General features: G+C 60.8%; 22 protein-coding genes. 4 read left to right on the top strand and 18 right to left on the bottom strand.

The window, feature by feature from the left end; genetic code table 11:
• Window position 1: 1 nt before the first annotated feature.
• The 9 genes from AC13QO_RS23615 to AC13QO_RS23575 form a co-directional block, all read right to left on the bottom strand.
• A complete protein-coding gene (locus tag AC13QO_RS23615) occupies window positions 2-733 on the bottom strand; it encodes a nucleotidyltransferase family protein (RefSeq protein ID WP_488542018.1) in 732 nt (243 codons plus the stop codon).
• 13 nt (window positions 734-746) lie between these two features.
• Window positions 747-2,261 carry a tRNA (adenosine(37)-N6)-threonylcarbamoyltransferase complex ATPase subunit type 1 TsaE gene (tsaE, locus tag AC13QO_RS23610; RefSeq protein ID WP_488542017.1) on the bottom strand — a complete coding sequence of 505 codons (1,515 nt, stop codon included), beginning with the start codon at window positions 2,259-2,261 and terminating at the stop codon, window positions 747-749.
• Window positions 2,258-4,843: a PAS domain-containing sensor histidine kinase gene (locus AC13QO_RS23605; protein WP_488542016.1), complete on the bottom strand. Its 2,586-nt coding sequence runs from the start codon at window positions 4,841-4,843 to the stop codon at window positions 2,258-2,260. The genes tsaE and AC13QO_RS23605 overlap by 4 nt, the downstream gene beginning before the upstream one ends.
• 203 nt (window positions 4,844-5,046) lie before the next feature.
• Window positions 5,047-6,447: an adenosylhomocysteinase gene (gene ahcY / locus AC13QO_RS23600; protein ID WP_011423435.1), complete on the bottom strand. Its 1,401-nt coding sequence runs from the start codon at window positions 6,445-6,447 to the stop codon at window positions 5,047-5,049.
• A gap of 144 nt (window positions 6,448-6,591) precedes the next feature.
• Window positions 6,592-6,867, bottom strand: coding sequence for an HPr family phosphocarrier protein (locus AC13QO_RS23595; protein WP_011423436.1), 276 nt, complete (start codon window positions 6,865-6,867; stop codon window positions 6,592-6,594).
• Window positions 6,868-6,876: 9 nt separating this feature from the next.
• Window positions 6,877-7,278: a PTS sugar transporter subunit IIA gene (locus AC13QO_RS23590; protein WP_011423437.1), complete on the bottom strand. Its 402-nt coding sequence runs from the start codon at window positions 7,276-7,278 to the stop codon at window positions 6,877-6,879.
• 150 nt (window positions 7,279-7,428) lie between these two features.
• Window positions 7,429-7,878 (bottom strand): HPr kinase/phosphorylase, encoded by a 450-nt coding sequence (locus AC13QO_RS23585; RefSeq protein WP_488542015.1) that lies wholly within the window; start codon window positions 7,876-7,878, stop codon window positions 7,429-7,431.
• Window positions 7,875-9,665, bottom strand: coding sequence for a sensor histidine kinase (locus AC13QO_RS23580; RefSeq protein WP_097601329.1), 1,791 nt, complete (start codon window positions 9,663-9,665; stop codon window positions 7,875-7,877). The genes AC13QO_RS23585 and AC13QO_RS23580 overlap by 4 nt, the downstream gene beginning before the upstream one ends.
• A gap of 76 nt (window positions 9,666-9,741) precedes the next feature.
• Window positions 9,742-10,479, bottom strand: coding sequence for a response regulator transcription factor (locus tag AC13QO_RS23575; protein ID WP_194291625.1), 738 nt, complete (start codon window positions 10,477-10,479; stop codon window positions 9,742-9,744).
• 339 nt (window positions 10,480-10,818) lie between these two features.
• Here AC13QO_RS23575 and AC13QO_RS23570 point away from each other — a divergent pair, with 339 nt between their 5' ends.
• The 3 genes from AC13QO_RS23570 to AC13QO_RS23560 all read left to right on the top strand — a co-directional run bounded on the left by AC13QO_RS23570 (window position 10,819) and on the right by AC13QO_RS23560 (window position 13,665).
• On the top strand, window positions 10,819-12,429 hold the full coding sequence (locus tag AC13QO_RS23570) for a phosphoenolpyruvate carboxykinase (protein ID WP_488542014.1): 1,611 nt from the start codon (window positions 10,819-10,821) through the stop codon (window positions 12,427-12,429).
• A 185-nt stretch (window positions 12,430-12,614) separates the two neighbouring features.
• Window positions 12,615-13,052 carry an alternative ribosome rescue aminoacyl-tRNA hydrolase ArfB gene (gene arfB, locus AC13QO_RS23565; protein WP_183705804.1) on the top strand — a complete coding sequence of 146 codons (438 nt, stop codon included), beginning with the start codon at window positions 12,615-12,617 and terminating at the stop codon, window positions 13,050-13,052.
• A 1-nt stretch (window position 13,053) separates the two neighbouring features.
• Window positions 13,054-13,665, top strand: coding sequence for an alpha-ketoglutarate-dependent dioxygenase AlkB family protein (locus AC13QO_RS23560; RefSeq protein ID WP_488542013.1), 612 nt, complete (start codon window positions 13,054-13,056; stop codon window positions 13,663-13,665).
• Between the two features lie 14 nt (window positions 13,666-13,679).
• Here the strand turns inward: AC13QO_RS23560 and coaA are convergent, their stop codons facing one another.
• Genes coaA through hisB form a run of 9 tightly spaced genes read right to left on the bottom strand, consistent with a single transcriptional unit; the run spans window position 13,680 to window position 19,107 of the window.
• Window positions 13,680-14,675, bottom strand: a complete 996-nt coding sequence (gene coaA / locus AC13QO_RS23555; protein ID WP_085776451.1) for a type I pantothenate kinase — start codon at window positions 14,673-14,675, stop codon at window positions 13,680-13,682.
• Window positions 14,672-14,995, bottom strand: a complete 324-nt coding sequence (locus AC13QO_RS23550) for a phosphoribosyl-ATP diphosphatase (RefSeq protein WP_488542012.1) — start codon at window positions 14,993-14,995, stop codon at window positions 14,672-14,674. The genes coaA and AC13QO_RS23550 overlap by 4 nt, the downstream gene beginning before the upstream one ends.
• 16 nt (window positions 14,996-15,011) lie before the next feature.
• Window positions 15,012-15,800, bottom strand: coding sequence for an imidazole glycerol phosphate synthase subunit HisF (gene hisF / locus AC13QO_RS23545; protein ID WP_020920029.1), 789 nt, complete (start codon window positions 15,798-15,800; stop codon window positions 15,012-15,014).
• On the bottom strand, window positions 15,800-16,546 hold the full coding sequence (gene hisA / locus AC13QO_RS23540; RefSeq protein WP_488542011.1) for a 1-(5-phosphoribosyl)-5-[(5-phosphoribosylamino)methylideneamino]imidazole-4-carboxamide isomerase: 747 nt from the start codon (window positions 16,544-16,546) through the stop codon (window positions 15,800-15,802). Before hisA ends, hisF begins: the two co-directional genes overlap by 1 nt.
• Window positions 16,547-16,552: 6 nt before the next feature.
• Window positions 16,553-17,110 (bottom strand): hypothetical protein, encoded by a 558-nt coding sequence (locus tag AC13QO_RS23535; RefSeq protein ID WP_488542010.1) that lies wholly within the window; start codon window positions 17,108-17,110, stop codon window positions 16,553-16,555.
• A complete protein-coding gene (locus AC13QO_RS23530; RefSeq protein WP_488542009.1) occupies window positions 17,107-17,289 on the bottom strand; it encodes a hypothetical protein in 183 nt (60 codons plus the stop codon). The genes AC13QO_RS23535 and AC13QO_RS23530 overlap by 4 nt, the downstream gene beginning before the upstream one ends.
• A 52-nt stretch (window positions 17,290-17,341) precedes the next feature.
• Entirely contained in the window at window positions 17,342-17,992 is a 651-nt protein-coding gene (gene hisH, locus AC13QO_RS23525; protein WP_285193315.1) for an imidazole glycerol phosphate synthase subunit HisH, read from the bottom strand.
• Between the two features lie 2 nt (window positions 17,993-17,994).
• Window positions 17,995-18,477 carry a DUF2628 domain-containing protein gene (locus tag AC13QO_RS23520; protein ID WP_285193317.1) on the bottom strand — a complete coding sequence of 161 codons (483 nt, stop codon included), beginning with the start codon at window positions 18,475-18,477 and terminating at the stop codon, window positions 17,995-17,997.
• Window positions 18,478-18,498: 21 nt separating this feature from the next.
• A complete protein-coding gene (gene hisB / locus AC13QO_RS23515) occupies window positions 18,499-19,107 on the bottom strand; it encodes an imidazoleglycerol-phosphate dehydratase HisB (protein ID WP_097601349.1) in 609 nt (202 codons plus the stop codon).
• Window positions 19,108-19,284: 177 nt separating this feature from the next.
• Between hisB and hslV the strand changes: the two genes are divergently transcribed.
• Window positions 19,285-19,812, top strand: a complete 528-nt coding sequence (hslV, locus tag AC13QO_RS23510) for an ATP-dependent protease subunit HslV (RefSeq protein WP_064800163.1) — start codon at window positions 19,285-19,287, stop codon at window positions 19,810-19,812.
• The last annotated feature ends 95 nt before the right edge of the window (window positions 19,813-19,907 follow it).

Raw genomic sequence — 19,907 nt, 5'->3', positions numbered from 1 at the left:
CTCACGCGAACGCCCGCAGTCGGCGGATCGTTTCCTCCGCTTCGCCGATCGCCTCTGGCGTTCCCACTGTCAGCCAATGGCCTTCGAGCATAATGCCGAACAGCCGGCGGCGCGCGATCGCCTTGTCGAAATAGATGTTGAGGTTGAAGGCATCCTTCGGCGCATCGTCAAATAGCGCCGGATTCATGGCGATCGCCCCGGCGTAGACGACCGGATTGGACGGATCGTCGCGATACCGCGTCAGCCGGCCATCTGCAGCGAGGCTGAAATCGTTCTTGCCGTTGTGACCCGTCGTATCCTCGATCCCAACGCAAAGCAGCGCCATGTCCATGTGTTCGGCATCGAAGAATCCGGCTAAGCGCTGCAGGTTCGTCGGCCGTCCCGGCTGTTCGCCGATCCAAAAGAGATCGGCATTCATGACAAAAAGATCGTCACGGTCCAGCAGCGTCAGGCCCTTCGCCAGCCCGCCACCGGAATTCATCAGTCCGTCCCGCTCATCCGATACGACGATGTCGAGGCCGCGATACTTGCCGAGATGGTCGAGCATCTGCTCGGCATGATGATGAACGTTGACGACGGCCCGCTCGACACCGGCCGAAACCAGCGCGTCCAGCGCATAGTCGATCATCGGCTTGCCGTCGATCTTCACCAGCGGCTTCGGAATCGTATCGGTGATCGGGCGCATGCGGGTCCCGAGACCCGCGGCCAGTACCATGGCTTGTCTGATGGTCATCTTGATCCGGAACTTATGATTCGCTCTGGCCTATTCCAGCCCTTGCACACCAATCGCGCAAGGGGGTAAGCGCCTCGTGCTCGAGCGCGACATTCAGATAAGCGAGTGTGCGCGGCATATGTTTGAGATAGCCGGGCTTGCCGTCCCGCTGCAGCAGCCGCACCCAGAGACCGGCAAGCTTGCAATTGCGCTGCGCCGACATGATCGCCCATGCTTTCAGAAATCCGACTTCGTCAAAGCCGCCCTGTCTGCGGCGAAGCGCCATATAATCATCCATCAGCTGCCGGAAAAGCTGCGGCTCGATCGTGACGCGGGCGTCCTGGACGATCGAGGCAAGGTCATAGGCGGTGGGCCCGATCATGGCGTCCTGGAAGTCGATGAGGCCGATCTTTCTGATGCCCGGCTCCTGCGGCCGCCAAATGATGTTCGGTGAGTGGAAATCGCGCAGCAGCAGGTTCTTTTCGACCGTGGCAAGTTCATCGATCAGGGCGTCCCAGATCGCCAGATATTCCTTGCGCTCTGCCTCCGAGGGGGCGGTGCCGCGCTTCCAGGCAATGTGCCAGTCGAGCAGAAGCTGCACTTCCATTTTCATCGCCGTGCGATCGAAGTCCGGTATGTGATGCCTATGGGTGGCGGAAACCGGTATATCCTGCGGAAATTGCATGGAATGAAGATGGGCAAGACAGGCGACGCTTTGCCGGTAACGCTCGACGATCGGCCGCCCCTCGTCATCGAGCACGCCTTCGGTGCCGAGATCCTCGATCAAGAGGATGCCCTTGTCATAATCGACCTTATAAATCTCCGGCGCCGCAAATCCCCGTTCGCGCAGCGCATTGGCAATCGCAACGAAGGGATAGGCGTTCTGTGCCAGATGTGCGACCTTGGGATAGGGCTTGCCGTCGTGGACCGGCGGTCCCTCGGGATGCGGCTGCCAGTCCATCAGGATGAGACGGCCCTTGATGCTCTCACAATAGATCGCCTCGTAGGCACGCAGCGACGCATCGCCAGTCAGGAAGCGACGTTTGGCATCGGAACAGCCTGCGTCTTCGAGGAAATTGCGGATCGCCAGGACGCGCCGGATGCGCAAAGCCTGTGCGCCGGCGGCGCTGATCGTCGCCCGGCGGCCGTTGCCTTCATGGGTCAGCGTCAACGTGATGCATTCCCCAGGCAACTCGCTCGCCGCCATCTCCGGCCATTCGACGAGGCATATGCCGTTCTGCAGGGCCTCGTCGAAGCCGAGCTCCGTCAATTCACCGGGATCGCCGAGCCGGTAGAGATCGAAGTGCGAAACCGGGATACGCAGGTCGTAGGATTGCACCAGTGTGAAGGTCGGGCTCGGGACTTCGAGCCCATCGTCATCGGCAATGGCACGCAGGATCGCACGGGCAAGCGAGGATTTGCCGGCGCCAAGATCGCCCGACAGGGCAAGACAATCGCCGGCCTTCAAGGCCAATGCCAGGTCTTCGCCGAGGCGAACCGTGGCCGCTTCGTCCTTCAGGAACAGCGAGATCGTATCGTCGGTCGTCATTCGGCGGCGGCGGAATGCGGTATGTTGACCGAGGGGATACGGCAGACGACCGTCGTGCCCTTGCCCGGCTCGCTGTCGATCGTCACGTCGCCATGATGCAGGCTGACGAAGCTGTCGACGATCGACAGGCCGAGGCCGGCGCCGCCGCGTTTGCCGCTTTTAGCCCCGGTCGCGAACCGGTCGAAGACCGTCGCGATCATGTCGGGCGAAATACCGGGGCCGCGATCGCGGACGGAGAACACGAAATCCGTGCCTTCGCGATGGCATTCCAGCGAGATCGAGGTACCCTCCGGCGAGAAATTCGCCGCATTGGCAAGAAGCTTCAGAAGGATCTGCTTCAGCCGCTGCGGATCGGCGATGATCGAGCCGAGATACGCAGGCGCGGTGATTTCGAGCGCGACGCCGCTTTCGTGCAGCCGGTCGGCAATCTGCATCGAGACATCGTCCAGCAGGTCGTTGAGATCGATCTCGGCATAGTTCAGACGCATGATGCCGGCATCGACCGTCGCAAGATCGAGAATGTCGTTGACGAGGGTCAGCAGAACCGAGGACGAAGTCGAGATGTGGTCGATATATTCGGCCTGCCGTTCATTCAGCGGCCCAACGCCCTGCGTGCGCAGCAGATCGGTAAAGCCGATGATATTGGTCAGCGGTGAGCGAAGTTCATAGGAAACATGCTGGACGAAGTCGTTTTTCAATTCGTCGGCTTTGCGCAGCGCCTCGTTCTTCTCGGTCAATGCCCGCTCGGCCCGCACGCTGTCCGTCATGTTGACGAAGGTCAGCATGGTCTGCGCGTTCGGCAGCGGGATGACGGCGTAATCGAGCACGAGGCCGGAGAAGAGTTCCAGCGTCCCCTGGCTCGAGCGACGTTCGTCATCGAAGCTGGTGATCAGTTCCGCAAAGGTCTTCCAGCCGTCCGGCCGGTCATAGGACGGTGCGCACGCCTCGCCCAGCGCGCGGATATGGGTTCCGGGCTTGGCTTCGGTTTCGGTAATACCCCAGAGCGCCCGGAAGGCCGGATTCGACAGGCGGATACGTCCATCGGGCCCGAATACCGCGACACCTTCGGAAAGGTGATCGATCGTTTCACCCTGTACCTTGACCAGCGTGTTATAGCGGGTTTCGAGATCGACCTGTTCGGTCAGATTTTCGAAAACCCAGGTGGCGCCGCCCTGGGGATGGGCGGTCGCAAAGACGCGCAGCGTCTGGCCGTTCGGCAGGTGCCAGAGATCCGATTGCGTATCGAGCGTGCGATAGACCGAAAGGGCCGCTTCCTTCCAGCTTTTCCAGTTGAGCTGGTCCGGCAGTTTCTTGGCCGCCCGCAGCCGCTCGAGCAGCTCGCTATTGTCGGGCCGGCTTTCAAGGAAGGCGATATCCAGTTCCCAGAGGGCGACGAAGGCCTGGTTGTAGAACTGCAGCCTCCGCTCGCCGTCGAAGATGGCGACGGGTGTCGCGAGATGATCGAGCGTTTCGGCGTGGCTCTTCAGGGTCCGCTCCAGCTCGGCGCGGACCGCTTCGATGTCGGATACGTCGACAGCAATGCCGGCCGAGCCGCCGGGAACCTTGACGTCGACGACATCGAAGAAGGTTCGGTTGCCGCGCACGACCGTCGAGATCGTGTCATGGAAAGGTGATTCCGGCGTCGCCGTCGCGCGAATGCGTTCGCGTGCCACGGTCGTCAGCATCTCGCGGCCTTCGTTGATCGCCTGCTGCGGCGAGCGCGCTTCGACCGCATCGCCATAAGCCTGATTGACCCAGGTCAGGCGGCCCGCCGGGTCGCGCTGCCAGGCCGGCATGTCGATCGCGTCGAGCATGGTCTGGAAGGCCGAGATCGAGGTCATCAGCCGGTCGCGCTCGATCCTGAGTTCGGCAAGCTCGGCGCGCAGATTGTTCAGCGCCACGAAGCGGACGAAGGCGCGTCCGCCAGAAACCCGGCCCTGCGCCTCGAGGATTTCATCGCGGATGGTCTCGACCACCATGTCGAAACTCTGCGCTCCGTCGCGCAGCCGGTCGATCGCCTTTTCCAGCTCCGAGGCGGAGTGTGACTTCAGCCAGAGGCCGAAGGCCAGGAATTCGCCATCCTGCGGTGCGCCAGTCTCGGGCGGAAGCTGCCCAAGCAGTTCCGGGCGCGCATTGCCGTCCCAGATGACGATGCGCCGGTTCTTGTCGGCGATCAGCGCCTGATATTGCGAAATGCGTTGCTGGGCATCCGAGAGCGCCGAGCGGATGTCCCTGCTCTCGTTTTCCAGATTGCCGCGCTGGCGCACGAGCCAGAGCGTGGAAAGCAGGGCCGCCGATATGACGCCGATGACGACGGAAACGCCAACGACCTGCGAGGAGGTGAAAAGGTGAGCCGAGGCCGCCGCCTGCTGCTCGCTTTGTGCCAGAACCGGCCGCGCCAGCGCGGCAAGCGCCGTGCCGGCCGCGCAAGTTTTCAAGAAGCGCGCCAATGATCCATGCTTTTGCCTTGCGGCCTCGTGTGCCGTTGCAGATTTATATCCCTGGCCTGCCATGAACGGACGGCAATGCTTACAAGCATCATCATCCGCCTGATCGGGCAGGCTGTTTTTCACTTCCGACATCCGCGGTATGTCTCCGTCCTTCAATGTGCCGCATTACGACAAGACATCCCATTTTCGGAGCGGTCGGACGGAGTCCGGCGTCCCGAATCAAGTCTTAAAACAATACTTCGGAAGGGAATCGGCGGGAAGGGAGCGGCCAAAAAATAAGCCGCGGCATTTGTCAATGCCGCGGCTTCTACATCTTGTGGATATCGACGACCCTATCAATATCTGTAGTGGTCGGACTTGAACGGGCCCTGCGGCTTCACGCCGATATAGGCAGCCTGCTCTTCGCTGAGCTGGGTCAGCTTCACGCCGAGCTTGTCGAGATGAAGGCGTGCGACCTTTTCGTCGAGATGCTTCGGCAGGATGTAGACCTTGTTCTCGTACTGGCCGGGCTTGGTGAAGAGTTCGATCTGCGCCAGCGTCTGGTTGGTGAAGGAAGCCGACATCACGAAGGACGGATGGCCGGTCGCATTGCCGAGGTTGAGCAGACGCCCTTCGGAGAGAAGGATGATGCGGTTGCCCTTGGGGAACTCGATCAGGTCGACCTGCGGCTTGACGTTGGTCCACTTGAGGTTACGCAGCGCGGCGACTTCGATTTCGTTGTCGAAATGGCCGATATTGCCGACGATCGCCATATCCTTCATCTGCCGCATGTGATCGATGCGGATGACGTCCTTGTTGCCCGTCGTGGTGATGAAGATGTCGGCAGAGGAAACGACGTCTTCCAGAAGTACGACTTCGTAACCGTCCATGGCGGCCTGCAGAGCGCAGATCGGATCGGCTTCGGTCACCTTTACACGGGCGCCGGCGCCGGAGAGCGAGGCAGCGGAACCCTTGCCGACGTCGCCGTAACCGCAGACGACGGCGACCTTGCCGGCCATCATCACGTCGGTGCCGCGGCGGATGCCGTCAACCAGCGATTCCTTGCAGCCGTATTTGTTGTCGAACTTCGACTTGGTGACGGAGTCGTTGACGTTGATCGCCGGGAACGGCAGCAGGCCCTTCTGGCTGAGCTGGTAAAGGCGGTTGACGCCGGTCGTCGTTTCCTCGGTGACGCCCTTGATCGCGTCACGCTGCTTGGTGAACCAGCCCGGAGAAGCGGCGAGTCGCTTCTTGATCTGGGCGAAGAGGATTTCTTCTTCTTCCGAATGCGGGTTCGAGAGCACGTCCTCGCCGGCTTCGGCGCGAGCGCCGAGCAGGATGTACATGGTGGCGTCGCCACCGTCATCGAGGATCATGTTGGAAAGGCCACCATCGGCCCACTGGAAGATCTTGTCGGTATAGACCCAATAGTCCTCGAGCGACTCGCCCTTGATTGCGAAGACCGGAACGCCGGCGGCGGCGATCGCCGCTGCAGCATGGTCCTGGGTCGAGAAGATGTTGCAGGAAGCCCAGCGGACTTCGGCGCCGAGCGCAACCAGGGTTTCGATCAACACGGCTGTCTGGATGGTCATATGCAGCGAACCGGTGATGCGCGCGCCCTTGAGTGGCTTTGCCTCACCGAACTCGGCGCGGCAGGACATCAGCCCCGGCATTTCGGTTTCGGCGATCGTAATTTCCTTGCGGCCGAAATCCGCAAGCCCGATATCGGCGACGACATAATCTTTTTCAGTGCTCATAGAGGTCTCCAGGCTGAAAAACGTCTCAAAAATTGGCGCAGGCGCAAGCAAGCGCACGGCATATCCGCCGTTTAGCAGGCTTCGCATGGGATGGCAATAAGGATATAAAGAAGTCTTTATATGTTTATATGAGCTCGGCCGAACTCACATTTCTTCGCCGAACTTGTTCTGGATCAGCTGATCCAGGGCCTCCAGGGCTTCCTGAGCCTGGCTGCCGCTTGCCGAGACGACGACGCTGGAGCCGGGGCTTGCCGCAAGCATCATGAGACCCATGATCGAGGTGCCGCCGACCGTCATTCCATCCTTGGAAACGGTGATGGCTGCATCGAAATTCTCGACCATCTGCACGAATTTAGCGGAGGCGCGAGCGTGAAGGCCGCGCTTGTTGATGATGAGGAGTTCCCGGGAAAGCGATGTCATGAAGCGCCGTTATTTTCCGCTGAGCACGCGGCTCGCGACATTGATATATTTCCGCCCGGCTTCGGAAGCCTCCACCAGCGCCTTCTCCATGTTGTTCTCGCCGCGTACGCCGGCGAGTTTGATCAGCATCGGCAGGTTCATGCCGGCAATGACTTCGGTATGGCCGCTGCTCATGACCGAGATGGCGAGGTTGGAAGGCGTGCCGCCGAACATATCGGTCAGGATAACAACGCCATGGCCGTCATCGGCGCCGGAAACGGCTTGCAGAATGTCCTGCCGTCTCTGGTCCATATCGTCTTCGGGGCCAATACAGACCGTCTCGATGAATTTCTGAGGACCGACGACGTGCTCGACAGCATGACGAAACTCTTCAGCCAGCTTGCCATGAGTGACAAGCACAAGTCCGATCATGATATTACTGCTCCCATATACGCAAACGGTGGCTGAGATATCGCAATGCAGCAATTTCGTCCACCGGTGGCGGCACATCTTCGCTATGAAAAGCCGAAGTGCAAGATAAAAATGCAAATATATAAGGCGGATTGATCAATCCGGAAGCCTTCAGCATCCGATGTCAGGCGCTTTCGCCATCAGGATCGCCAGCGGCGAGGCAACATTTGTGAGCAGCCGCAATGCGGGAAGCGAAAAACCCGGGGCGAGACTGACGATTTCGCCCTCCGCAGGGACGCGGTTTTCACCGGAAGCGCTGCCGGGAAGCACGGCATAGTGCATGGTTGCCGGGGACACGTGATCCTGCCGGACGATGCCAGTGCCGCGAAGTTCGATCAACCCGGCGATCGACGGCGAACAGGTGGCGATCACCGTGCCGGTCTCTCCCGACAGAAGCACCTGATCATCGGCGACCAGCGCCGTGAACAGCCCAAGACGGCGCGCCTCGGTCATGCAGGTGAAAGCCAGCATCGATTTCCCCCAGCCCGAGGGACCGCTGAACAGCAGCCCCGTTCTGCCGACGACGATCGCCGTGGCATGGATGTTGGCGGCCGCCGTCATGCGGCTGGATCGAGGGGCAGGGCGAGGATAAAGCGCGCGCCGAGCACCTGCCCGGTTTCGGCGTCGGTAATGTTCTCTGCTCTGAGCGACCCGCCATGCGCCTCGGCGATCTGGCGGCTGATCGACAGGCCGAGCCCCGAATTCTGGCCGAAGCCTTCGGATTCAGGTCGGTCGGTATAGAAGCGCTCGAAGATGCGATCGATATTTTCCGCCTGGATGCCGGGACCGTTGTCTTCGATCGTGGTGACACAGCGCGACCGTGTCCGCATCAGCCGCACGATGATCTTCCCGTCCTTTTCAGGGACGAAGGAGCGGGCGTTCTCGATCAGATTGGTGACGATCTGGCCGATGCGCAGGTCGTGACCGTTGACGACGAAGCGCGTCTTGATGTTCGGCTTGCGCTCCACGACATAGTCGATCTGCACTTGCTTTTTGCTGCCCCTGATCTGGCGCGACACGTCGATCAGGTCGCGCAGCAGCACCTCCATGTCGATGGAGGCGGCGTCGACGCGTGCGAGTTCGGCATCGAGCCGCGAGGCGTCGGAAATGTCGCTGATCAGGCGATCGAGGCGGCGGACGTCGTGCTGAATGACGTCAAGCAGCCGTTTCTTGGAATCCTCCGACCTGGCGAGCGGCAGCGTTTCGACGGCGCTGCGCAGCGAGGTCAGCGGGTTCTTGAGCTCGTGGCTGACATCGGCGGCAAAGCTTTCGATGGCGTCGATGCGGTCATAAAGCGCTGTCGTCATCTCGCGTAATGCGATGGAGAGGTTGCCGATTTCGTCCTGGCGAGCGGAAAAGTCGGGAATTTGCTCACGTGTCTTGGCGCCGCGGCGAACGCGGATGGCGGCTGCCGAAAGACGACGCAGGGGATTGGCGATCGTCGATGAGAGCACCAGCGACAGCAGTACGTTGACGAGCGTCGCCACGCCGAAAACGCGCATGATGGCCAGTCGTTCGGCATGGACGATATTGTCGATGTCACCGGCCTGCGTCGACAACAGCAGCACGCCGAGCACGGCGCGGAAGCGCTGGATCGGAACGGCGACGGAAACGATGAGTTCGCCTTTCTCGGTGGTGCGTACGACCGCGCCGCGCACGCCGGTCAGCGCGTTCATGACCTCCGGATAGATCGAGCCGTCGCCGCCCGGCGCTTCTTTGTAGAGCGGCAGATTGCCCGGCTGCAGCGCCTTGTTGAACAGCGTCGCGAACCAATCGCTCCAGGTCTGCTTTTCTTCCTCGACCGGCGGCAGGTCGAAGCGCAGCACCTGACCGCGCGAATAGAGGTGACGCGAATCGAGCAGCAGATTGGCGTCGGCATCGAAGATGCGCGCGCGTGTGCGCGTAGGCGAGATCAGCCGACGCAAGACGGGAGCGACCTTCTCGGGGTCGATCGGAAATTCCAGGTCCTCGTCGTTCGGCACTGGGGTGATGCTCTGGCCGGCCTGCAGTTCAAGCAGCTTTTGCGGATCGATGGTGATCGAGTTCGTATCGACCGACGCGGAAGCCGAAACGGCGCCGGCGATGATTTCACCCTGCGTCAACAGGCTTTCGGCGCGGGCGTCGATCAAGCCTTCGCGAAACTGGTTGAGATAGAGAATGCCGCCGACGAGCACCACCAGCGCGACGAGATTGAAGAACAGGATGCGCCGCGTCAGGCTCGAAAACACCGCATTGCCGAAGATGCGGCGGATCAGCGTAAAGGGATGCGACCAACGGCGGCCTCGGACGCGACGGGTGCTCACGCCCTCCGCATCGTCCAAATCCCTTTCCTGCACCAACTGTGCCAATGATAGGCCCTTTCGAAAGGTTGGGCCCGATAAACTGGCCGGCAACCTTCAATATTTCCAGCTGTGCCGCTCGGGCTCAAGCTGCTTCGCGGAAGCGGTATCCCACTCCGTAGAGCGTTTCAATCATATCAAAGTCGGTATCGACCATCTTGAATTTCTTGCGCAGCCGCTTGATGTGGCTGTCGATCGTCCGGTCGTCGACATAGACCTGTTCATCATAGGCCGCATCCATCAGCGCGTCGCGGCTTTTCACGACACCGGGGCGCTGCGCCAGCGAATGCAGGATCAGGAACTCTGTCACCGTCAGCGTCACGGCCTCGCCCTTCCAGGTGCAGGTATGGCGCTCCTGGTCCATGACCAGCTGTCCGCGCTCGAGCGAGCGGGCCTGCTGCACCGCTCCGGCTTTCGGCGCACCGCCGGGGCTTGTGCCGCCGGCGGCCGCAGCTTCGCGGCTGGAGGCGCGACGCAGGACGGCGCGGACGCGCTCCACCAGCAGGCGCTGCGAAAACGGCTTGGTGATAAAATCGTCCGCGCCCATCTTCAGGCCGAACAACTCGTCGATCTCCTCATCCTTGGAGGTGAGGAAGATGACCGGAATATCCGATTTCTGCCGCAGGCGGCGCAGCAGCTCCATGCCGTCCATTCGTGGCATCTTGATGTCGAAGATCGCCAGCTGCGGCGGTCGCGCCAGAAGGCCGTCGAGCGCCGAAGCACCGTCCGTATAGGTCTCGACCTTATATCCTTCGGCCTCCAGTGCGATCGACACCGAGGTGAGGATGTTGCGGTCGTCGTCAACGAGCGCGATTGTCGGCATGGTGTTGGTCTCCGTCATCAGTGCGCAATCTCCCGGATTTTGGTCGTCCCCAGGCGGTCTCAATGACCGGATGCGCTTATGGAGGATAAAGGTGGAACAAATTGTGGCAAAGATAAAGGGGAAGATTGTCGCTAGATTCGGCGGCACTCGTAAGTTGTGGCCGGAAATGTTTCAACGTTGTCTCTTCAAACGATTTAAAAAGACCGAAACAAATTTAAATCGATTAATTAATTGATATTACTATATTTTCTCGATTTTTGTCTCTTGTCTTTTAAAATTTCTCCCCGTATTTTCCCGGTTAGTTTTAACGGCAACGAGCCTGAGCAAAGGGAACTAGCCATGGAAAAGTTCGGAGTTCATAACCCGGCAACGGAGCTTGCAACGGTTGGATTGGGCGGCGCAGCCAGCGTCCGCTATAACTTTTCCGCCGCAGCGCTCTATGAAGAAGCGATCCGCCGGGGTGAAGCCGAACTGACCGCTCAGGGCGCGCTTCGGGCCCTCACCGGTCAGCATACGGGCCGTTCGCCGCGCGACAAATTCATCGTTTGCGACGCCAATACCGATGGTCAAATCTGGTGGGACAACAACAAACCGCTCTCGCCGGAGCATTTTGCCCTGCTGCGCGACGACATGCTGGCGCATGCAGCCGGCAAGGAGCTGTTCGCTCAGGATCTTGTTGGTGGTGCCGAGGAAGGCCATGCCCTGCCGACCCGTGTCATCACCGAATTCGCCTGGCATTCGCTGTTCATTCGCAATCTGCTGATCCGCCCCGAGGCGGCGGCGTTGCCGACCTTCGTGCCGAAGCTGACGATCATCGATCTGCCGAGCTTCAAGGCCGATCCTGCCCGCCACGGCTGCCGTTCGGAAACGGTGATCGCCTGCGATCTCACCAACGGTCTCGTTCTCATCGGCGGCACCTCCTATGCCGGCGAAATGAAGAAGTCGGTCTTCACCGTGCTCAACTACCTGCTGCCGGCCAAGGGTGTCATGCCGATGCACTGCTCGGCCAATGTTGGCCCCGACGGTGACGCGGCGGTCTTCTTCGGTCTTTCCGGCACCGGCAAGACGACGCTTTCGGCCGATCCGGCCCGCACGCTGATCGGTGACGACGAACATGGCTGGAGCGAAAACGGCATCTTCAACTTCGAAGGCGGCTGCTACGCCAAGACCATCCGCCTCTCGGCCGAGGCCGAGCCGGAAATCTACGCAACGACGCAGCGCTTCGGCACCGTGCTCGAAAACGTCGTCCTCAACGAAAATCGCGAGCCCGATTTCGATGACGGTTCGCTGACTGAAAACACCCGTTGCGCCTACCCGATGCATTTCATTCCGAACGCCTCGGAAACCGGCCGGGCCGGGCATCCGAAGACGATCATCATGCTGACCGCCGATGCCTTCGGCGTCATGCCGCCGATCGCGCGGCTGACGCCCGATCAGGCGATGTATCACTTCCTCTCCGGCTACACCGCCAAGGTGGCCGGCACCGAAAAAGGTGTCGTCGAGCCGGAAGCGACCTTCTCCACCTGTTTCGGTGCGCCCTTCATGCCGCGTCATCCGGCCGAATACGGCAACCTGCTCAAGGAGCTGATCAGCCGCCACGGCGTCGAGTGCTGGCTCGTTAACACCGGCTGGACCGGCGGCGCCTACGGCACCGGCAAACGCATGCCGATCAAGGCGACGCGCGCTCTTCTCGCTGCCGCGCTCAGCGGCAAACTCGGAAAGGTCGAATTCCGCACGGACACGAATTTCGGCTTTGCCGTGCCGGTTTCCGTCGACGGCGTCGAAGGCGGCATTCTCGATCCGCGCTCGACCTGGGCCGATAAGGCAGCCTATGACGCGCAAGCCGAAAAGCTGGTCTCGATGTTCATCGCCAACTTCGCGAAGTTCGAGAACCACGTCGATGGTGGCGTCCGCGATGCTGCTCCCGGCGTGAAGGTCGCAGCCGAATAAGAAGCGCAAGCAATTCCAGCAAAAGTGTGCAGCGGTTTTGCCAGGCAAAGCGCGAAGCGCTTTTGCCGGGAACTGCGCTAGCCAGAATCTCTGATTCACGTGAAACCCGGCATCGCAGGACTGCCGGGTTTTCTCTTTGACGGCCGATATTTTCAATTGGCGGCCGATATGAGATAGAACGCCGCATGGCCAGCGACGCACTCTATATCGACGACAGGATCACCATCGCGGGATGGGAACTGACTGAACAGTTTGTTCTCGCGGGCGGTCCCGGCGGGCAGAACGTCAACAAGGTTTCGACCGCGGTCCAGCTGTTCTTCAACATCGCGAATTCGCCTTCCCTCAATGATCGCGTCAAAGCCAATGCGATCAAGCTCGCCGGCCGACGCATGTCGAAGGAGGGCGTGCTGATGATCGAGGCGAGCCGCTTTCGCAGCCAGGACCGCAACCGCGAGGATGCGCGCGAGCGGCTGAAGGAACTGATTCTGGAGGCGGCCAAGCCGCCGCCGCCGCCGCGCAAGAAGACCAAGCCGACCAAGGGTTCGGTCGAACGCCGCCTGAAGGAAAAATCCGGCCGCTCGGAAGTCAAGAAAATGCGGGGCCGCCCCGGCGGCGGCGAATGACATGCCCGAGCTTCTGAACGGCATCCGCCATCTGCCCGGCTATCTCGACCGGGCGCGCCAGGCGGAATTGGTCGAGGTGATCCGTGCCGTCGTCGCCGAAGCGCCGCTCTATGTGCCCGTCATGCCCGGCACCGGCAAGCCGATGTCGGTCAGGATGACCAATTGCGGGCTGCTCGGATGGGTGACGGACAAGGAGCGCGGCTATCGCTATCAGCCGACGCACCCGGCAACCGGCCGGCCCTGGCCTGAGATGCCGGCGCCTTTGCTCGATATCTGGAATGAGGTTTCCGGCTATGAGAAGCCACCGGAGGCCTGCCTCGTCAATTTCTATTCCGACGACGCCCGCATGGGCCTGCATCAAGACAAGGACGAGCAGGATCTGCAGGCGCCGGTCGTCTCGATCTCGCTCGGCAACAGCTGCCTCTTCCGCATCGGCGGCCTCAATCGCAATGATCGCACGCTATCCTTCAAGCTTGCGAGCGGTGATCTGGTCGTGCTGGGCGGCGAGGGGAGGCTTTGTTATCATGGCGTCGACCGCATCTACCCCGCGACATCGACGCTGTTGAAGAACGGCGGCCGCATCAATCTGACGCTGCGCCGCGTTCGTCGGTGAAAATTGATCGTCTGCTATAGTTTTCTGAGCGCGACCTGTTCGATCAGATGATCCTTGCCCTTTTTCAGGATGAGATCGGCGCGCGGCCGCGTCGGCAGGATGTTCTGGCGCAGGTTCTTCAGGTTGATGTTCGCCCAGAGATCTTCGGCGATTTCGAGCGCTTCCCCATCGGTGATCGAGGCGTAGCGATGGAAATAGGAGTTCGGATCGCGGAAGGCGGTTTCCCGCAGCCGCATGAAGCGCGTCACGTACCAGTTGTGGATCTGGTCTTCCGCGGCATCGATATAGATCGAGAAGTCGAAGAAGTCGGACACCATCGGAACGATCTTGCCGTCGGCCGGCAGGTTGCGCGATTGCAGCACGTTGATGCCTTCGAAGATCAGAATGTCGGGCCGGTCGACGATCTTGTATTCGTCCGGCAGCACGTCATAGACGAGATGCGAATAACACGGCGCCTTCACATCGGGCCGCCCGGCCTTGATCGCCGAGAGGAAGCGCAGGATCGCGCCAGTATCGTAGCTTTCCGGGAAACCCTTGCGTTGCATCAGCTTCTCCCGCTGCAGCACCGCGTTCGGGTGGAGGAAGCCGTCTGTCGTGATGAGATCGACCTTAGGGCTGGAAGGCCAGCGGCCTAAGAGCTCCTTCAGGATACGGGCTGTGGTCGATTTTCCCACAGCGACCGAGCCGGCAATGCCAATGACGAAAGGCGTCTTCGTTACATCCGACATGCTGAGGAAGCGGTTGCGTTGGTCGAACAGCATCTGCGAAGATTCGACATGCGACGAGAGCAGGCGCGAGAGCGAGAGGTAGATGCGCCGGACCTCGTCGAGATCGATCGGGTCGCCCATTGAGCGCAGCCGCTTGACCTCGTCACCGGTTAGCGTCAGCGGCGTGTCGGCGCGGAATTTCGCCCATTGCTCGGAAGAGAAGAAATGGTAGGGCGAATAGGATTCAGACTGGAAGTGATCCAATATCTCCGGCACCCCGATAATCTCAGTCGCGATACTCATGAACTCTGCCGGCTGGCCTTTTCCTTGAGACCGGACTGCGCGGTTCTGCGCTCGAGTTCGGCCATGACATTCTCTAGCGGTATTTCAGCAATCTTCAATACGACCAATAGGTGATAGAGCACATCGGCCGCCTCATAGGTCAGATTGTCGCGATCGCCCGTCACCGCCGCCATCACCGCTTCGATTGCCTCTTCGCCGAGCTTCTTCGCCGCTTTAGGCTGGCCGGCGGTCACGAGTTTGGCTGTCCAGGACTGCTCCGGTGAGGCTTTCGATCGCTCTTCGACGATGCGTTCGAGGTCGGAAAGGGAAAATCCGCTCATTGTTCGCTCTCAGGCTTCAGTCGAGACGCATGTCGATGCCGCACTTCGACATATAGTGTTTTGCCTCGCCAACGGTATAGGTGCCGAAGTGGAAGATCGATGCGGCCAGCACGGCATTGGCATGGCCCTCCTTCACCCCGGCGACGAGATCGTCGAGGTCGCCAACGCCGCCGGATGCGATGACCGGCACACGCACCGCATCGGCGATCGTCCGCGTCAGCTCCAGGTCGTATCCGACCTTGGTGCCGTCACGGTCCATGGAGGTGACCAGCAGTTCGCCGGCCCCGCGCGCCACCATCTTCTGCGCGAATTCGATGGCATCGATGCCGGTCGCGTTGCGGCCGCCATGCGTATAGATTTCCCAGGCGCTGAGATTGTCGCCGCCGACCGCTTGCGTGCGCCTGCGCTTGGCGTCGATCGAGACGACGATGCACTGGTCGCCGAACTTATCGGCCGCCTCGGCGACGAAATCAGGATTGCTGACAGCTGCCGAGTTGATCGACACCTTGTCGGCGCCGCACAGCAGGAGCTTGCGGATGTCGGCAATGGTTCTGACCCCGCCGCCGACGGTCAACGGCATGAAACATTGCTCGGCCGTGCGCGCCACGACATCGAAAATCGTCTCGCGATTGTCCGAGGATGCGGTGATGTCGAGGAAGCACAGCTCGTCGGCGCCGGCCGCGTCATAGGCCTTTGCCGCTTCGACCGGATCGCCGGCATCGACGAGATTGAGAAAATTGACGCCCTTGACGACACGGCCGTCCTTGACGTCGAGGCAGGGAATGACACGAGCCTTGAGGGTCATTAGGCAGTCTCCTTGGCCTTGTTGGCCTTGATCAGCGCCAGCGCTTCCTGGGGGTCGATGCGGCCGTCGTAAAGCGCCCGGCCTGAAATCGCCCCTTCCAGCTTCTGCGCGTCGGGCTGCAGCATGCGCTTGATATCTTCGATAGAGGCAAGGCCGCCCGAAGCGATAACAGGAATGGAGACGGCATCCGCGAGTTCCAGTGTCGAGCTCCAGTTGATGCCGGCCAGAATGCCGTCGCGGTCGATATCGGTGTAGATGATCGCCGCAACGCCGGCGCCCTCGAATTTCCGGGCAAGCTCGATGATGCCGAGTTCGGAAGCTTCAGCCCAACCCTCGACGGCCACCTTGCCCCCCTTGGCATCGATACCGACAGCGACGCGGCCGGGAAACTTGCGGCAAGCCTCGATCACCAGCGCCGGATTTCTGACCGCGATAGTACCGAGGATCACCCGCCGCAAGCCGCGCGACAGCCAGGCTTCGATGTGGTCGAGGGTGCGGATGCCGCCGCCGAGCTGCACCGGATTTTTTGTCGCCTTCAGGATCGCCTCGACGGCGTCGCCATTGGCCGAATGTCCCGCGAAGGCGCCATCGAGATCGACCACGTGCAGCCATTCGAAACCCTGGTCTTCGAAGGACTTCGCCTGGGCGGCCGGATCGGTGTTGTAAACCGTCGCCTGTTGCATGTCGCCGAGCTTCAGGCGAACGCATTGGCCGCCCTTCAGATCGATCGCGGGAAAAAGGATCATGTCGTCTTACGTCCGTAGAGTGATCGCTGCCATCAGCGCATTCCACGCATCTACGATATCCGAGCGGAAAAAGACAGCGGCAATGGCGGCCGCGCTCAAAAGCAGCAGAAGCAGAAGGATGGCGATGAAGCCCGCACGCACCTGGCGCCAGAAACCGAGGCGCTCCTTCACCGATTTCTCGATCTCCCGCACCCGCCGCAGCGCGTCGCTGTTGACGGCGGCGAGCCGGATCTCAGGCTCCATCGCTTCCACATAGGTCTCGGCATAGCTCGAAAGAATCTGCGAGGCGCGATCGCGCAGCGTATTGCGCAGGTCAGTGGAGAGATAATTGCTGGAAACTGCGGCAAGCTCGGCCTCATTGGGCGAACGGCCGGCATTCCGCTTTCGATAGCTGACGACGAAATCGCGCTTCTGCCGCTCGTAAAGGGCGTAGGCAAGCAGGCCGATCAGATCGTCTTCGCCTTCGATATAGAATTCCAGCACGGCTTCGGTGATATCGCCGGCATTGATCCCATTGGCGCGCAGCTGCGAATTCTCGTTGCCGGCAAGAAATTCATGGATCATCGGTCCAGCCTTTCTTTCAATGCCTTGGCCGCATTGGAAAGCGCTCTTCTATGGAGGGCTTCGTCGACACGGCGAATGATCGTCCCGTCGGGAAGCCGGATGTCCGAGAAGGGAGGCAGACCCTCTCTGGAGGGTCTCAGCATATAGCACACCTTGCCTGATTTCCGCGAAGCCGGCATCGAGCGCACTCCTGTTCCGCTCTTTTCATAAAGATGAAATAAGGCGGAGGTATTACGGGTTCCAGCGCAGGAAATTGGCGATCAGGGCGAGGCCGAGCTTCTGGCTCTTTTCCGGGTGAAACTGGGCCCCCACCATGTTGTCGCGCCCGACGAGGGCGGTCATCGGCCTGCCATAATCGACGGTCGCAATGACATCCTCGGCATTTTCGGCGGCAAGATGGTAGGAATGGACGAAATAGGCATGCAGCCCCTGCGGCCCGGTGGGAATGCCGTCGAAGAGCGGATGCTCGCGCTTCAGGTCGAGCGTGTTCCAGCCGATCTGCGGAATCTTCAAGGCGGGATCGTCAGGCGTCATCTCGATGACGTCGCCTGGGATCCAGCCGAAGCCGTGTGTCACGGTCTTCTCCAGACCGCGCGACGACATCAGTTGCATGCCGACGCAGATGCCGAGGAAAGGCCGCGCCTTGTTCTCGACAGCCTCGATCAGCACTTCGTTCATGCCGGGCACGGCGTCCAGTCCGCGCCGGCAATCGGCGTATGCGCCGACGCCGGGCAGCACGATGCGATCGGCCGCAGCAACGTCCTCCGCCTTATCGGTGAGATCGATATGGGCATTGATGCCCGCCTCGCGCGCGGCACGTTCGAAAGCCTTGGTGGCCGAACGAAGGTTGCCGGAGCCATAGTCGATAATCGCGACGCGCATCGTCAGCGTCCTCCATCAAAACCAAAGAGATCAAGCGATGTCGCTTGGCCGCGCAGGCTGTTTGCACCGGGCTTGTTCTGCCAATCCGGTGCGACCGTATCGTCACTGCTCGCAGGGACTGTCTTGTCCGCAAAATAGACCTGCTCGGCGATATCGAGCGTATCGGCTGCAATGAGGGCGTCCTCGTTCCAGCCCTTGGCGGCAAGATGGCGGATGCGAAAGTTCTGGCCTTCGAGACCGACCACTATATTCACGCCCAGCATGATCGCCGCGCCCGCCGGCCCCAGACCGGGTTCGTCCATCAGTGCGCCGCCGATTCCCTGCAGGAGAAACGCCGCGGCCGCATGCATCCATAGCCGGTGCACCAGAAGCCAAACCCATGGAAACAGGAAGCCGAGCCAGGTGAAGCCGTCGCGAATAGTGCGCACCTCATCGGTCGCTGGGTTCGCACCGGGCGGTGTCAGGAAAATATAGCTGGAGGTCATTGTCGCCGCTCCCTGAGGGGCTCAGACGAGCGTGCCCTTCGTCGAGGGAACACGGCCCGCCTGTCTCGGATCGATCTCTGTCGCCGTGCGCAATGCGCGCGCGACCGCCTTGAAGCATGTCTCGGCAATATGGTGGTTGTTGGCGCCATAATGATTGAGAATATGCAAGGTGATGCCGGCGTTCTGGGCGAGCGCCTGGAAAAATTCGCGCACGAGTTCCGTGTCAAAGGTGCCGATCTTCGGTGCGCTGAAGGCGACATTCCAGACGAGGAACGGCCGACCCGAAAGATCGACAGCCGCCTTGGTCATCGTCTCGTCCATAGCGAGATCGATCGAAGCGTAGCGTGTGATGCCCCGGCGGTCGCCAAGCGCCTTCGAGATCGCCTGGCCGATCGCAATACCGGTATCCTCGACCGTGTGATGATCATCGATATGCAGGTCACCCTTGGCTTCGATTTCCATGTCGATGAGCGAATGCCGCGAAAGTTGATCGAGCATATGGTCGAAGAAGCCGACGCCGGTCGAAATCTTCGATTTGCCGGTGCCGTCGAGATTAACGGAAACGGAAATCGACGTCTCGTTGGTCTTGCGGGCAACGCTGCCGGTACGGCTTGCTGCGGTCTCGGCCATCTGGCCCTCCATCGGAATAAGGCCGTTCCTTATCAGGCGCATCGGCAAATATCCAGAAGCCGGGCAGGAGAAAAGCCCGCCCATTTGCAATCAGCTCCGGCCGGCTTACATAGGGTTCAACAAGGACCGGTTTGCGGTCTCGTGTAAAGGCCCGCCTCATGGGCAGACAGGTGTTTTATGACAACAATCATTACAGTTCGAAAAGGCGGCAAGGTGGTGATGGCGGGCGATGGCCAGGTGAGCCTCGGCCAGACCGTGATGAAGGGCAATGCCCGCAAGGTCCGGCGCATCGGCAAGGGCGAGGTCATCGCCGGTTTCGCCGGCGCCACGGCCGACGCTTTCACCCTGCTCGAAAGGCTTGAAAAGAAGCTGGAACAATATCCCGGTCAGCTGATGCGCGCCGCTGTTGAGCTCGCCAAGGACTGGCGCACCGACAAATACCTGCGTAATCTCGAAGCCATGATGCTCGTCGCCGACAAGTCGATCACCCTGGCAATCACCGGCAATGGCGATGTTCTGGAGCCCGAACATGGCACGACGGCGATCGGTTCTGGCGGCAATTTTGCCTTCGCCGCCGCTCGTGCACTGATGGATACCGACAAATCGGCCGAAGAGATCGCGCGGCGCGCCCTCGATATCGCCGCCGACATCTGCGTCTACACCAACCACAATATCGTGGTCGAATTGCTGGACGTCGAAAGCTGAATCCCGGCCTTCCGGCTGCTGCCGCGGCTGACCCGTCGCGGCGCGACAACGATGAATTGCGGCCGGGCGTTGATGGCTCCGGACCGCCAGGAGAA

The organism is Rhizobium sp. CNPSo 3670, assembly GCF_057784555.1.
The sequence above is the reverse complement of the archived record's forward strand: the minus strand, read 5'-3'. Positions and strand labels throughout refer to the sequence as shown.

Excerpts from the sequence above, each read along its gene's own strand:
- AC13QO_RS23550 (WP_488542012.1), bottom strand. The coding sequence starts at position 14,995 with ATGAGCGGATTTTCCCTTTCCGACCTCGAACGCATCGTCGAAGAGCGA.
- AC13QO_RS23605 (WP_488542016.1), bottom strand. The coding sequence starts at position 4,843 with ATGTCGGAAGTGAAAAACAGCCTGCCCGATCAGGCGGATGATGATGCT.
- tsaE (WP_488542017.1), bottom strand. The coding sequence starts at position 2,261 with ATGACGACCGACGATACGATCTCGCTGTTCCTGAAGGACGAAGCGGCC.
- arfB (WP_183705804.1), top strand. The coding sequence starts at position 12,615 with ATGGCCAGCGACGCACTCTATATCGACGACAGGATCACCATCGCGGGA.
- AC13QO_RS23560 (WP_488542013.1), top strand. The coding sequence starts at position 13,054 with ATGCCCGAGCTTCTGAACGGCATCCGCCATCTGCCCGGCTATCTCGAC.
- AC13QO_RS23520 (WP_285193317.1), bottom strand. The coding sequence starts at position 18,477 with ATGACCTCCAGCTATATTTTCCTGACACCGCCCGGTGCGAACCCAGCG.
- hisH (WP_285193315.1), bottom strand. The coding sequence starts at position 17,992 with ATGCGCGTCGCGATTATCGACTATGGCTCCGGCAACCTTCGTTCGGCC.
- AC13QO_RS23530 (WP_488542009.1), bottom strand. The coding sequence starts at position 17,289 with ATGCCGGCTTCGCGGAAATCAGGCAAGGTGTGCTATATGCTGAGACCC.
- coaA (WP_085776451.1), bottom strand. The coding sequence starts at position 14,675 with ATGAGTATCGCGACTGAGATTATCGGGGTGCCGGAGATATTGGATCAC.
- hisF (WP_020920029.1), bottom strand. The coding sequence starts at position 15,800 with ATGACCCTCAAGGCTCGTGTCATTCCCTGCCTCGACGTCAAGGACGGC.
- AC13QO_RS23535 (WP_488542010.1), bottom strand. The coding sequence starts at position 17,110 with ATGATCCATGAATTTCTTGCCGGCAACGAGAATTCGCAGCTGCGCGCC.
- hisA (WP_488542011.1), bottom strand. The coding sequence starts at position 16,546 with ATGATCCTTTTTCCCGCGATCGATCTGAAGGGCGGCCAATGCGTTCGC.
- AC13QO_RS23590 (WP_011423437.1), bottom strand. The coding sequence starts at position 7,278 with ATGATCGGACTTGTGCTTGTCACTCATGGCAAGCTGGCTGAAGAGTTT.
- hslV (WP_064800163.1), top strand. The coding sequence starts at position 19,285 with ATGACAACAATCATTACAGTTCGAAAAGGCGGCAAGGTGGTGATGGCG.
- AC13QO_RS23575 (WP_194291625.1), bottom strand. The coding sequence starts at position 10,479 with ATGCCGACAATCGCGCTCGTTGACGACGACCGCAACATCCTCACCTCG.
- AC13QO_RS23585 (WP_488542015.1), bottom strand. The coding sequence starts at position 7,878 with ATGACGGCGGCCGCCAACATCCATGCCACGGCGATCGTCGTCGGCAGA.
- AC13QO_RS23570 (WP_488542014.1), top strand. The coding sequence starts at position 10,819 with ATGGAAAAGTTCGGAGTTCATAACCCGGCAACGGAGCTTGCAACGGTT.
- AC13QO_RS23615 (WP_488542018.1), bottom strand. The coding sequence starts at position 733 with ATGACCATCAGACAAGCCATGGTACTGGCCGCGGGTCTCGGGACCCGC.
- hisB (WP_097601349.1), bottom strand. The coding sequence starts at position 19,107 with ATGGCCGAGACCGCAGCAAGCCGTACCGGCAGCGTTGCCCGCAAGACC.
- ahcY (WP_011423435.1), bottom strand. The coding sequence starts at position 6,447 with ATGAGCACTGAAAAAGATTATGTCGTCGCCGATATCGGGCTTGCGGAT.
- AC13QO_RS23595 (WP_011423436.1), bottom strand. The coding sequence starts at position 6,867 with ATGACATCGCTTTCCCGGGAACTCCTCATCATCAACAAGCGCGGCCTT.